Source organism: Thiothrix sp. (genome assembly GCF_028714775.1).
Classification (GTDB): domain Bacteria; phylum Pseudomonadota; class Gammaproteobacteria; order Thiotrichales; family Thiotrichaceae; genus Thiothrix.
In genome coordinates, this window is the sequence record NZ_JAQTLS010000044.1 from 1 (window position 1) to 12,348 (window position 12,348).

Consider the following 12,348-nt stretch of genomic DNA (forward strand, 5'->3'; position numbering starts at 1 on the left):
AATACAGCATTTGAAAGTGCACGTCTCTGAAAGCCGCATCAGTCTTTAAACGCCGCCTTAGCTCAGTTGGTAGAGCAACCGCCTTGTAAGCGGTAGGTCATCAGTTCGAATCCGATAGGCGGCACCAATAAAAACCAGTTAACTCAATAAGTTATCTGGTTTTTTCTTTATCTACCCCTACCTGCATTTACCCCTTTTTACCCTCTGTTTTTGACTTTCAGTGCGTCAAAATTGCGTCAAGAGTGCGTCAAGCCCGCCGAGGTGGATAAATATTTATCCACTTGATTGTAAAAGAAGTAAATCCAAAATATGCTTGACAAGTGGTATAAATGAAGTAATATGGTGACACAAAGGCCGCACAGATTCCCGTCTGTGCACATCCTGGCAAAAAAGGCCGGGGTCTTTGCCGGTGATGAATTGATTTAATTGCCGGTATCGAGCAAGAACCCGTTGAAGTGAACAACAATGGGGGAGGCGTAGGGGTTCATGTCGAGAATCAATCGAGGTGAATAACTATGTCTACGTCTACCCATCTGCGAATAGTTCAGGAAACATTCCCTGGCGCACTTTTAATCAAGCCAGTCGATGCTGGCAAATTACTCAACCAGTCGCGGCAGTCGAGTTACAACCAAATACACGAAAAACGCTTTCCAGTTCCGCTTGTCGTCGATCATCTAGGCAGGAAAATGGTGCGCGTCTGCGACCTCGCCCAGTACCTTGATGATCTGACAGTTATCAAGCCAGTCGCGCAGCCGCCCAAACCCCCTAAAGGCAGACCAAAGAAGAGTGAGCAATTGGAAGCGCAGCGGCGTGCGATATCAATCCAAGCGCTTCGGGCGGAAGGGAGGGTGTAAAGATGAGTACCCTATACCCATTTCAAATCCAGCAGGCCGAGGCTGCGGTGCAGGTCGAAGCGCGCAGGGCGCTCGCGAAAATTTGCACTCGTTGTGGCGCTGACCAGACCGAGCAACAGCATGCCCACTTTCTGTTGCTTGCCTATTGGCCTGAGCTTATTGAACTGTGCGCGTATGCCAGGCAAGACGCAAATGAGTATCGTTTAAAAATTCTTCACATCCTGCGCCGTTGCCGCGCCCGCGGTGGCGTGCATGGGACGCGGACAGAGGAGGTGCTGGGATGACTACGACTTCCATACAGTTTGAGGTCGAGCCGCCCACCGACGTCCTCGCCTCCCTTCCTCCCGCCGTGCTCTTGCCTGAAACAGATTTAAGCGCATCGGCACGAGCCATCCTGGTGTATGCCTTCTCATCCCCAAAAAAGCCATCAAAAGCACTTTTAATGGCTTTGGCGGGTGTTGGTAGCGATACAACATGGCAAAAGATTTGTAGAGAATTGGAGGCAAAAGGATGGCTGATCAGGCGGAACCATGGCAGCGGGGGGCGGGGTAAGTGGAAACATGAGCGCTGTTTTTGCCGCATCCCACGCAAAAACCCGCTGGCATGAGAGCAAGCAACGGCGCGGGTTTTAGAGGCATCACCTCTGAAACCCGCATTCTTGAGCCATTTTTTTCATTCACCAATTTTTGATGAATGAAAAACTACCGACCAACATCTCCTGAATTGGGGTTAAAACCAAAAGCAACACAGGGGGGGGCAGGCAAGCGCAGCGCAGCCAAGTCCACCCACTCGCCGAGCATTTGAATTGCATAAGGATTAACTTGAGATGAGCATACAAGATAGGCAGATGCGGGTGCTGGAGGAGTTGAGCAAGGAAGCGGGCGTATTCGCTTGGGAATGGGGGTGGGTGGTGAATCCGAAAGCAGACAGGTCAGGCTGGAGGTGGGAATTTGGGAAATGCCGGAACGCGGACTTGCGGAAAATATTGGCGAAGATGCGGCAAAAAAATGCGCGGGGGTGCGACATCTACCTGCGTCCAGTGTGCAGTAAAAATGAGGATAGCATTATCCAGTATCCATTTTTTGTTCTGGATGATGTGGATGAGGCAAAAGCGCGGGAAATCGCAAACACAAATCGAGCGCTGGTTGTAAAAACAAGTACAGAGGGCGGATGCCAAGTTTGGATATTTACGCGGGAAAATTTAACACGTACGCAGCGGCTGGTGGTGCAGCAACATTACCAAAAAAAGATTGGCAGCGATGTTGGCGCGGTGTCAGGCGTCCAGTTCAGCCGAGCGCCGTGTTTTAAAAATTACAAACGCGGCGGGCAGTGGGTGAATGTGGTGGGGTGGCCGCGTGGTGACCGCCTGAGCGTTGCGCACCTACTGCAACCCATTACAAAAGATGTGGTCGAGTCTGCCGTTCGGGAAGCGCCACGAGGCGCTACCCCCCCTGTGCCTTCCCCCCGCAAATCAGATTGCGATTGCAGCTCGCAATCTGAGGCTGATTTTGCGTGGTGCGTACGTCAATTAAAAAATGGCGTGCAACAAAAAGAAATTGTTGCGCGGCTGGCACAAACAGCGGGCAGGAAAGGCAGACATGCGGAAGGGTATGCGGTGCGGACTGTTGCCGCTGCTGCTCGCTTTTCCGTATGTTGAAATATGGGGGGTGATTTCGGCACTTTGGTATCGTATTTTTGTATCGATTGATACATCAAATAATCGAAAAACAATGGAGGGAATATGCAGAGCAATAAACTGGAAAAGGAAGAGCTGGAGCCAATTGATTTTACTGGACTGCACCGCGCCGTACGGTGGTTGGCGATAGTAAAAATTGTTAACCGTGTGGCGGTTGGTATGCTAATTTTTGTTATCGGTTGGCTCGTTGGATCAATGCAACATATGCCGCCAATTACTCAGTCTGACCTGGATGCACTGGCGCGGATCGAGCAGCAAAAGGATGTGCAAAATGCGCACTAAATCACTTTCTTTGCTTCTCAAAAAACGCGAGCAGCTGGAATGTGAAATTGAAGCAGCTCAGCAGCTAGAAAAGAGAAAATCCGAAATCATCGGCTGGCCGGAATTCGCCAAAATTTTGTCTCTGCCCGACGAAATTTTGCGCACATCCTTGACTCAAATCGCAGCAGAAAACTTACCGGCAAACTGAAAAAATCCAGCGGATTTTTTCGACAGCACCCCATTGCTGGGTGCTGTTTTTTCGCCTATCGTTTTCCTCCAATTTTGATGCGTTGCGCAAGCACATGATGCGAGCGAGGACAGCAAAATGCGCTGTCTGCTTGCCTTGCCCGCATGTGCTGCCCGCATTGCATGCGTGAGCAGCAGGCCGGTCTCCGACCTGCTGGCGATACATTTCATGTATCGCAAAGTGCGCGCCCTGCGGGCTACTCGAATTCTGCGAATTCGTTGAAAGTCAAAGGCAATCGGCAAGACATCGTGCCGTATCCCTCTCGCTTCGCGAGCCGCCTGGGGGCGGACGGGATACTCGCGGGCTGGACGCCCGCGCACTTCGTCTTTCCTCATGGGTCCCCTTCGCGCTCCGCGCTCGGGCAACCCATTTTCAGGCTCCCTCGGATGCGGCGCTTCGCTTGCATCCTTGGTCGGCCTCCCTTCGGTCGGCTCGCGTTCGCGACCGTAAAAATGGGTTGCCCGAGCGCTCGCTAAAGCGAGCTTCGGGGACGGTTCCGGCCTGCGGCCTGCACCCCACAAACAACCGGTCGCTGGGGCGACCTTTTCTGTGCTGGGGCACAGAAATTGTTTGCGGCCCCCGCGTCATTCCGCTGGCGCTCCATGATGCTCGCGCTGAACGCGCTCACCCCCAGTTGCTGCGCAACCGGGCCCCTCTGAAACGTGTTTCATCCTTTTTTTGTTTTCCAGAAGATGGGGGGAGGTGATTTTGGCACTTTGGTATTGTGTTTTTATCAATATCAAGGAGGTAAACCATGCTAACTATCCTCAATACATACATCCTGTCTGCCTTAATCAAATTCGCCTCAGCATTCCCATTAGTCGGCTTCATGGGCGCCTTCATTGTTTTTGCCTTGAATCGCAAAAGCCACGACACCCAACCTACAGTAAGAGCGCGGCTCTACACGCTCTGCGCCGTACCGCCTTTCCTTCTGCTCTGCGCTTTTGTTTTAATTCCGATTATCGCAATACTTGAGTACAACGTCTGGTTAACCCCATCGCTGTTTGACCTGTTCTACTTTGTATTTTCATTCACGGTTGGCATCGCCTGCGCAGTGTGGATGTTGCGATCAGGGGTGCAGATATTTGATACAGCCAAAAACAAGCTGACAGTGCAATCGGCGCAGGAAAGGAACAAAAAAACAGATGTGCGAGAAATAGGAAAGCACACTCCAGAGGTGGCCTTGAACTTCGATCCACTCAAGTATATGGATAAGCAAAAAGGCGTATTCCTTGGACTGGATGAACAGAAAAAACCTGTATACATCGAATTCGGGAAAGGCACATCCGCCCCTCATGTGCAGGTCATCGGAACAACCGGAGGGGGTAAAGGTATCAGCCTCGGCGTGATGGCGAGCCAATTCCTGGAACGCGGCGAGGCGGTCTTTTTCTGCGATCCAAAGAATGATGAATGGGCGCCCAGCGTAATGTTCAACGCTGCCCAACGCACCGGCAAGCCATACCACTTTATCAACCTAAATCGCCCGCATGGTGCGCAGATCAACCTGTTTGAGGGCGCGACAGCGGATGAGGCATTTGAGCTGTTTCAGGCAGGATTCAGCCTCACTGAGAAAGGTGATATATCCGATTTTCATGGAATCGCAGACCGTCACGAAGCGCTTGCTACCGCGCGGTTGATGGCTGACCGCAAACTTACTATTGCAGAAGCATACGCAGCACAAGAAGAGTGTTGGGAAAACGCCGAAAAATTTTATGGACGGTTACGGGAAATGGCCGAGACGCCCAGCATCAACGCCAAATCTGGCGGCGTCTCGTTGGCTGACGTAATCGATAAAGGCGGATGCGTCTATATAGTCGGCAGCATGCGGAATGACATCATCAAGACCGCGCAGCGCATCCTGCTAGTGCGCCTGTTGCAGCTCGCGGAGCGACGCGACCGCATGGCCGGCGAACTCCGTAAAGTGTGCATCGTGCTGGATGAAGTGAAGTATCACCTTTCCAGACCAGCGCTAGAAGGGCTGGGCGCAAGCAGAGATAAAGGCGTGCACCTGGTGCTTGCACACCAGTCGTTGGGTGACCTCAAGGACTGCACCAAGGATTTAAATCCTGATGCGGTGGTGGATGCTGTTGTTGAGAATTGCCGGATCAAAATCTGCTATCAGGTGCAAAGCCCGGATACTGCCGAATGGCTGGCAAAGATGTCCGGCAAAATACTCGTTGACGATGAGGCGCGCAGCGTTGAAAAGAATATTGCACTCAGCGAACAGGTCGACAACAAACGCACTATCCGGCAAGCGGAGAGGTATTTTATAGATGAGAATATGCTGCGCAACCTGCCACCGTCAGTATCTGTTTTGTATGGCGCAGGCTTGCCTAAGTTCGTTTCAATCCAACCCCTGAAAGTGCCGAAATCGCCCGCTGCCGTTCGCATTATCGAAGCGAAAGGCACAAGCGTTCAGACGGGTGCTGAATCGCTGGATGTGTCCAATCCATCGCCCTTTTCTGGCGTACCTGATGCGGCAGCACCAGCGCGCAGCACCAGCGCGCTCGATCCATTCTAAAGCCTAACATTATCAACACATTTCACCACACCCGAGCGCGCGGGGTGTGGTGAAAAAAGGGGGGTGATTTTGGCGATTTGGTAAGGTGATTTTATCGATACCAAATGGAGCAACCGATGCGCGCACCTCTCCCAGTCATGACTCACGCAGAACGCCTCGCGCGACAGCAAGCAAAGTCAAAAATTTTGCTTGAATTTTTGAGCTGCGGCGAGGTTTACACCTCAACCAACATTTCCTCCGAGTTGCTGCAACTGAGCCGTCAACGCACAGAATCAACGCTGAAAAGCCTTGAAAAAGCTGGCTTCCTCAAATCTGAACTGCACAATGTTAATGCCCGAAATATTCGTATATTCGGCATCACACCGCACGGCCTCGCTGCTGCCGATGCGCCCGCAGGCGCTCCATTTTTCGAGCTGGGCCGCACCCAGCCGGGCTGGATCATGCACCGGCTGGAAGGCCAGCGCATGCGCCTTCGCGCCGAAAACTCCGGGTGGCGCGACTGGACGCCGGAGCGTGCACTTCGTGCCAAGAATCTCAAAAAAGTGCCTGATGCCGTTGCAACCATGCCCGACGGACGAAGGATTGCGATTGAAGTTGAGCGGTATGCCAAGACCCCCAAGAGATATGCCGAATTGGTCATTGCCTACCTGCTGGAAATCAAGAGCGGCAAATATGCAGAGGTGCATTTCGTCTGCCCTTTTGGTATTGAGAAGCTGGTTGGCAATGCCTTTCGCAAAATCGAAAGCGTCAAATTTGCGGGTGAGACGGTGAGGCTTGAGCAAAAGCACTTTGCCCGATTCAAGTTCTTCAACTTTGAAAACTGGCCGCCTGTGGAGGATCAGCATGGATAACCAGCGCAACCGTAACATCCTTGCCGCGCTTGGGTTGCGGCTGTTTATGCTGTTGTTGCTCACGTATGCATTCGCCTGGCTTGGCGACACCTATTGGCTTCCATCATCCCCTAGCTGGCAACCAAAAGTTATCAAAATGCAAAACGACGCACTGTCTGTTTTACGTACCGTAATCGCTGATACATCCGCGAAAACCTGGTAAGTGAAAGGATAAAAATGGCTCTCGACTTTACAGTGTTCGATCAAGTTTTTAAGAGCGTGGACAGTGCAGGACAGTCCATGGCAATGAACTTTGCGCAAGGGCAGGGGCTAACCTACTCGCTTGAAATTGCTGCGGTTGCTGCCAGCCTGGAAATGCTGGTTGTGCTCATAATTATGATCTCCGATACCGGCAAAGCTGCGTTGATCCGTTTTTCCGAGAGCTCAATCCCTGCAATCGTTATTGCCGGTCTCATCTGGAATTGGGGCACCATGGTCGTGCCTGCGCCAATTAAAATCAGTGATGAGTTGGTAACTATTGCATCGGGTGGCCAAGCACCGGCAGGGCTGGGCAATATGATTGCTGAAAAATTCGCGCCGACCATTCGCGTTATGTCCTCGTCTTTATTTCCTTCTCAACAGCCAGTGTCCACCCCATCCCCTGCGGGAGCCGCACCCGCACCCGCACCGGCAAAGTCAAAGTCTTTGTGGGATGCGTTTGTCGGCTTATGGGATGGCGCTCCGGTGTCCAGCCTGCTGGTTGGGATTGCTGACGGATTGGCGGGGTCAGCAATGACCTTGATTGATGTGGCCTTGGTCATTGGTGCGTTTGCAATTTGTTGGATGAGCGTACTTGCTGCAAACGTCCTGATTTACATTGGGCTGTGTTTCGGGCCGATCATTTTAGCCTTGTCCATCATCAGCAAACTCCGTTCGCTAATGACGAATTGGATTTCGTTCATGGTCGGTGCGATCTTCTTCAAGCCTGTGTTGGCTTGCCTCATCAGCCTTTGTTTGTTGATGCTTGACAAGATAAATGCAATTGCGCAAACCACGCCCAGCGACCAGCTCCCGCTGACCGCGATCATGATTTTCAATGGCATGTTGTGTTTGTCAATGATAACGCTGCTGATGAATGCGAAGAGCATCACACAATCCCTGTTTGGCGGCCTGGCAGCACAACTTACACCGCATCCAAGCAGTGTTGTAAACATAACAAAACTGAGCAACACATCACCACCCACCCCTCCTAAACCATAACCGAAAGGAACATCATGAAAAAAATCATAATCGCAATCCCTCTTATCCTCTCTTCCGGCTTAGTTACTGCCGGGGGCGGCATGGGGGGTGGCGCTACCGAAATGACGCAGTTGATAAACAAGGGCGAGCTGGTGGCTTCCACCGCCTCTCAAGCCAACATCGACTACACCACCACCATGCAGTACATCACCCAGTACAAACAACTTGCGACGATGTACCAAAACTTGAAGGCCGCAGACCCCGTAAGGGCTGCCGCCCTCATGGCGCCCTACCAGAAGGACATCGGTGCCCCGGGCGGTCTGGGCAAATACCAGAACGCGGCCAACTCGTTGCTGGCGCTTTCCACCTCATCGGCAAATGCGTCCCAAGTTCTCTCGGTCGACTTACAGACCATGCGAAGCCTGGGCATGACGCCCACTCAGTATTACACCAAGCTGGGCGAGGGCGCACGGGCGGATAACAAGTGGGCGCAACAGCAATTGGCAGAGAAACAGCAGTCCATGGCTGATTTGCAGACAAAAAGCCAGGCCGTGCAGGACGCCCATGCCGAAGCGTTGAAATGCGACGGCGAGCTTTGCGTTTCCCAGGCTAACGCGGCGATTTATGCATCTACTGCGCAGGTCAATATCGATATGAGCAAATCGCTGAATCAGCTTGTTGCCATGCAGGCGCGGAGAGATGCGGACGATAGCGCCAGGCGCAGCATCAACCCTGCCTTGACTGATGCTTATCAGCAAGGCAGGGAGGCTGAGTCGATTGGGTTGCGGAATACCCTTAGTTATCCGGTGAGGCAGTGAAAGTGCTTTCAAAGTGCTTTTGTAGTGCTATAAAGTGCTTTCAAAGTGCTATGAAGTGCTTTCAAAGTGCTTTTGTAGTGCTATGGGGCATCGCCTTCGGCGACCGGCTATGTTGTCCGCTGTCGCGGATCGAGCCCTTTGGTCTCGCCCCTTCGGGCGGCCAGCGCCTTGCCAATGCCGCAAACGTCATGCCTTTATCCGCTGCCCTGCGGTTGCGGCTTCCCGGCATCACGTTTAAACGCGGCAAAACCGCCGTCATGTCCTCAATCCTCTGCCCTACGTCTTTGCCCTGGAGACTCCTGCACGCTCGCAACGCGACCATTCCGCTACGCTCCATTAACGCGACCGCTCGCAGCATTCGTCCCGTGCATGCGCCTGCGGTTGCTGATTTCCGGCATCACGGCATCAAAGAAACGCATGATGAAACGCGTTTCATCATGCGTACAAAGCGCGCAAGCGCGGTTTGTGGTGGAAAAGCCGTTTAGTGTTTGCCACTCCTTTTGTTAAACATGCCTGTTCGGAGCCACCCTTGCGCCGACATGCCGGGCAGCCGGGAAAAACGCACAAGTCACGCCAGACCGCTACGCGGTCGCGAACGACCGTGGCAGTGCTCGGGCGATGAAACCGCCCTGCGCGCTGGCCGCACCACTCGTTCACTTCTGTCATGCCGTGTGCCCCCGTCTAAACGCCCGTCAGATCGTCGCGGACAGGGTGAGGCGGCTCCGACAGGCATGTAACCCAACAAAAGGAGAAACACCATGCAAACACAAAACAATTCCACCACACAAAACCGCGCCCCTTCGGCGCCCCGCGAGGCTCACCAACAGACATGTTGGGAAATACAGAACCAAAAAGCGATGGACTTTTTGACAAGTCAAGCGAACCGAGATGACCAATACGGCTACGGCTGGCAGGCGGGTAGATTCTTCGGGGGGTGCGAAGCACTTTGCATGGCGGGTGTTATAACAGCAGAGCAGTGGCAAGAACTGCAAGAGCTTGAGAATTCGAATCGGAAATAACCAGGAGGTGGAAATCATGTGGAATCTAATAAAGAAGGCGTTTGCAATGGGGTTTGGCGGCAGGCTGGGATGGGATATGGGAGGTTTCGTTGGGGGGTTGTTTGCGAAAATCTTCAGGTGGATTTTCTTGGGTGCGATGAGTTACGGAACAGTTTACGGGTTAGCCCATGTGCCTGATTTGCCGACGACACACCCGCATGTTCAACAACATCGGCAGTGATATACAAAATGTATTGCTTGATATGCAAAATGTATAATGCAATCAAATACTTGCATTTGATTTGTTGAGCGAGTAATATGCTCCTGACCGGACTATTCCCGGTACAAAAAATCAAAACGAAAGGGGAAACACATCATGCAAGTTGCAATCAAGATTGGCAATTCCTACCTCGACATGACCGGCGGCGACGTGGTGGATGCGGTGCGGCAGCACGGCCACAGCGCGGCGGCGGATATCCTCATCGCACACATTGCCAGGAGCGATGCTGCGCTGGCCGGACGACTTGCGGATGCGGTGGAGGGGTGACTGAAAGGGGTGGACAGAGAAAGGCCGGAGAAATCCGGCCTTTTCAATTTACTCGCCTGACCAATGCATTAATTACAAAAAAAGTTCAAACTAAATTGTTTTTGTTTTATTGTTCACTGAGTTATATAGGCATTTATATATTAAATACCATCCATATTTTCCAAGGTGTTCATTAACAGCATTGTTATCTATTACCGATCGTATACGATCAGTTAATGCTTTCCTACTAATTTTGTGCGGCTCTTCTAACCGAAAATCTAGCAATCTTAGTACTGCTCTCAAATGTAGCTTATTCAAATCAGCGTATCCAAGATTATTTAAATGTTCGGATACGGCAATACCAGTAAAATATATTCCCTTAAACTCATCCCCAATTCCTTGCGCAGGAATTACGTTATAAAAATTTAAATATTGAGTAATTCCTATTGCTGTTTGTATGAAAATATCGTCTTTGCTTCCTTCGATTGCCTTAACATAATTTCCAATCAATATTTCTACTGCTTCATCGCTAATCCCATCATGCAATGCTAAAAATACAATAGTTTCTTTGAGGTATTTAAGAATTTTTGTCCAGTCTGAGCCATTTACCATAACAAGCGGATGAGGCATTCTTACTCTCCAAAAAACAAGCCTGTCATATGACAGGCTTGTTAAGTTTGATATTAAATTAAAATTACAGCGGCATTCTAGAACTGTCTAAATGTGCGCCCTTATCAAGTAAAGCCATAAATGCAGCGTCAAGATGATTATCACAAGACGATATTTTTGCATCCTCTGCACCAGCCCCATTTGTAGCTGCCGCTACAGATTGAAATTGATTAAAAGGAAACTTATTTGAAATAGCAATAGCCTTTTCTTTGAAGTTATCCATGATTGCTCTCTAGAATTTTAAATATGTATGTTTTTGATAAACCTAAGTTAGCAATTTTCTTTGCTCAAGCGCCGAAATTCTTTGATCTATGTCAAATTCTCTGAATATGATCTAGATTTAATAAAGCAGTTCATTTTATACCAAAAGCTATTTCTTATCGGCATATTTACAGATTTCTTCATGGAAATGGCTTCACTTTATATCCAACTTTAAAGAAGGTAAATAAGCAAAAACCCTATTTTTAATGAAACGTAAAAGCTGGAATGGAGCAGATTTTAGCCCAGTTTCTTCGCCAAATCTTCTGCCCGCAAGTGCGTATACCGCTTGAGCATTGCCAGCGTCTTATGACCCGACACTGACGCGGCTTCCATGGGATTCAAACCTTTTTCAAACAAGCGCGATACGGCTTCATGCCTTAAGTCGTGGAATTTCAAATTTTCAATCCCTGCGCGTTTAACCGCGCGCGACCATGTTTTATTGAAACTATCCGAGGCCGCCCAGTTGTGGAATACACGCCCGCTTATGTGGCGAACAGGGAGTGATTTAAGTGCACTTACAGCCGCGCTGGATAGTGGGATAGTCCTATCCTCCCCATTTTTTGTGTCGAGTAATCGAGCAGTCTGATTTGATAGATCGACGTGTTTCCATTGTAGATCGAGCAATTCACCAAGTCGCGCACCTGTTTCCAGCGCAACACGCACGATACCCGTTAATTCATGGCCAGACTCTTCGCATGCCTTCAGCAGCAGCGCTTCTTCTCCCGCCTCAAGCCTTCGGTCGCGGCCCTTGGGTTCGGGTGGGCGTTTAACCATCTTGCATGGGTTCGCCGCCAACGGTATACCCCATTCCTTTCCAGCCAAGTCAATCAAGCTGGACAATAGGTTAATCTCTTTCTTTACAGTGGATGCGGCCACCGTCTTTAACCTGGCATCCCTATGTTTGGCGATCATCTCACCGGTTATACTGGCCAACGCGTATTGGCCAAGAGAAACTTGCAACTGGTTCAAGGCAGGCTTGACGTGCTTACCCCTCATTGTTGGCACTACCTCAAGCCTGTATCGTTCGATCAACTCCAGCAATGTGGTACGTTCGGATGCGGTTCTATCAAAAAATAGCCCACGCTCGATTGCAATCTCTGTTTCTTTTCCCCACCGCTCTGCATCCGCACGGCTGATGAATGTCCGGCGCTGTGCCGGATAGCCTTTTTTGCGGACTTCCACCTGCCATTGTGAGTCACCACGCCTGCGAACTGCTGCCATGATGTTTTCCTTTCAGTGCGTCAAAATTGCGTCAAGAAAGGTAAATATACGCTACAAACCACGCCGTTACAAGGTAATATAACCGCCTTGTAAGCGGTAGGTCATCAGTTCGAATCCGATAGGCGGCACCAGGATTTACAATAAAAACCGGCGATTGCCGGTTTTTGTTTTTGAGGGTGTATGCCGGTTAATTGCCATTTGTTGTGT

Annotated in this window: 17 protein-coding genes and 2 tRNA genes; 16 read left to right on the plus strand and 3 right to left on the minus strand. The window is 50.7% G+C overall.

Features of this window, described 5'->3' with window-relative positions; genetic code table 11:
* Positions 1 to 51: 51 nt before the first annotated feature.
* The 15 genes from PHE17_RS20835 to PHE17_RS20905 all read left to right on the plus strand — a co-directional run bounded on the left by PHE17_RS20835 (position 52) and on the right by PHE17_RS20905 (position 10,011).
* A tRNA-Thr gene (locus PHE17_RS20835) sits at positions 52 to 127 on the plus strand.
* A 388-nt stretch (positions 128 to 515) separates the two neighbouring features.
* A complete protein-coding gene (locus tag PHE17_RS20840; protein ID WP_301017854.1) occupies positions 516 to 854 on the plus strand; it encodes a hypothetical protein in 339 nt (112 codons plus the stop codon).
* A gap of 2 nt (positions 855 to 856) precedes the next feature.
* Entirely contained in the window at positions 857 to 1,138 is a 282-nt protein-coding gene (locus PHE17_RS20845) for a hypothetical protein (RefSeq protein WP_301017855.1), read from the plus strand.
* Positions 1,135 to 1,461 (plus strand): hypothetical protein, encoded by a 327-nt coding sequence (locus PHE17_RS20850; protein ID WP_301017856.1) that lies wholly within the window; start codon positions 1,135 to 1,137, stop codon positions 1,459 to 1,461. Before PHE17_RS20845 ends, PHE17_RS20850 begins: the two co-directional genes overlap by 4 nt.
* A gap of 240 nt (positions 1,462 to 1,701) precedes the next feature.
* Positions 1,702 to 2,511 (plus strand): DNA-primase RepB domain-containing protein, encoded by an 810-nt coding sequence (locus tag PHE17_RS20855; protein WP_301017857.1) that lies wholly within the window; start codon positions 1,702 to 1,704, stop codon positions 2,509 to 2,511.
* 84 nt (positions 2,512 to 2,595) lie between these two features.
* Positions 2,596 to 2,832 (plus strand): hypothetical protein, encoded by a 237-nt coding sequence (locus PHE17_RS20860; protein ID WP_301017858.1) that lies wholly within the window; start codon positions 2,596 to 2,598, stop codon positions 2,830 to 2,832.
* Positions 2,822 to 3,019: a hypothetical protein gene (locus PHE17_RS20865; RefSeq protein WP_301017859.1), complete on the plus strand. Its 198-nt coding sequence runs from the start codon at positions 2,822 to 2,824 to the stop codon at positions 3,017 to 3,019. Before PHE17_RS20860 ends, PHE17_RS20865 begins: the two co-directional genes overlap by 11 nt.
* Before the next feature lie 793 nt (positions 3,020 to 3,812).
* Positions 3,813 to 5,579: a type IV secretory system conjugative DNA transfer family protein gene (locus tag PHE17_RS20870; protein ID WP_301017860.1), complete on the plus strand. Its 1,767-nt coding sequence runs from the start codon at positions 3,813 to 3,815 to the stop codon at positions 5,577 to 5,579.
* 116 nt (positions 5,580 to 5,695) lie between these two features.
* Positions 5,696 to 6,430, plus strand: coding sequence for a hypothetical protein (locus PHE17_RS20875; RefSeq protein ID WP_301017861.1), 735 nt, complete (start codon positions 5,696 to 5,698; stop codon positions 6,428 to 6,430).
* Positions 6,423 to 6,632 (plus strand): hypothetical protein, encoded by a 210-nt coding sequence (locus PHE17_RS20880; RefSeq protein WP_301017862.1) that lies wholly within the window; start codon positions 6,423 to 6,425, stop codon positions 6,630 to 6,632. Before PHE17_RS20875 ends, PHE17_RS20880 begins: the two co-directional genes overlap by 8 nt.
* A 14-nt stretch (positions 6,633 to 6,646) precedes the next feature.
* Complete coding sequence (locus PHE17_RS20885; RefSeq protein ID WP_301017863.1) at positions 6,647 to 7,669, plus strand: type IV secretion system protein; 1,023 nt, start codon at positions 6,647 to 6,649, stop codon at positions 7,667 to 7,669.
* A gap of 14 nt (positions 7,670 to 7,683) precedes the next feature.
* Positions 7,684 to 8,466, plus strand: coding sequence for a hypothetical protein (locus tag PHE17_RS20890; RefSeq protein ID WP_301017864.1), 783 nt, complete (start codon positions 7,684 to 7,686; stop codon positions 8,464 to 8,466).
* A gap of 50 nt (positions 8,467 to 8,516) precedes the next feature.
* Positions 8,517 to 8,951 (plus strand): hypothetical protein, encoded by a 435-nt coding sequence (locus tag PHE17_RS20895; RefSeq protein ID WP_301017865.1) that lies wholly within the window; start codon positions 8,517 to 8,519, stop codon positions 8,949 to 8,951.
* Positions 8,952 to 9,224: 273 nt separating this feature from the next.
* Positions 9,225 to 9,485 (plus strand): hypothetical protein, encoded by a 261-nt coding sequence (locus PHE17_RS20900; RefSeq protein ID WP_301017866.1) that lies wholly within the window; start codon positions 9,225 to 9,227, stop codon positions 9,483 to 9,485.
* A gap of 355 nt (positions 9,486 to 9,840) precedes the next feature.
* The gene (locus tag PHE17_RS20905) at positions 9,841 to 10,011 is read left to right on the plus strand and encodes a hypothetical protein (RefSeq protein WP_301017867.1); all 171 of its coding nucleotides are present in this window, start codon (positions 9,841 to 9,843) and stop codon (positions 10,009 to 10,011) included.
* A 90-nt stretch (positions 10,012 to 10,101) separates the two neighbouring features.
* Here PHE17_RS20905 and PHE17_RS20910 read toward each other — a convergent pair whose 3' ends face one another.
* The 3 genes from PHE17_RS20910 to PHE17_RS20920 all read right to left on the minus strand — a co-directional run bounded on the left by PHE17_RS20910 (position 10,102) and on the right by PHE17_RS20920 (position 12,141).
* The gene (locus PHE17_RS20910; RefSeq protein WP_301017868.1) at positions 10,102 to 10,620 is read right to left on the minus strand and encodes a hypothetical protein; all 519 of its coding nucleotides are present in this window, start codon (positions 10,618 to 10,620) and stop codon (positions 10,102 to 10,104) included.
* Positions 10,621 to 10,684: 64 nt separating this feature from the next.
* Entirely contained in the window at positions 10,685 to 10,882 is a 198-nt protein-coding gene (locus PHE17_RS20915) for a hypothetical protein (protein ID WP_301017869.1), read from the minus strand.
* A gap of 275 nt (positions 10,883 to 11,157) precedes the next feature.
* Positions 11,158 to 12,141 (minus strand): site-specific integrase, encoded by a 984-nt coding sequence (locus tag PHE17_RS20920; RefSeq protein ID WP_301017870.1) that lies wholly within the window; start codon positions 12,139 to 12,141, stop codon positions 11,158 to 11,160.
* Positions 12,142 to 12,203: 62 nt separating this feature from the next.
* On the opposite strand from PHE17_RS20920, the gene PHE17_RS20925 reads away from it, so the two are divergent.
* Positions 12,204 to 12,272, plus strand: a tRNA-Thr gene (locus PHE17_RS20925).
* The last annotated feature ends 76 nt before the right edge of the window (positions 12,273 to 12,348 follow it).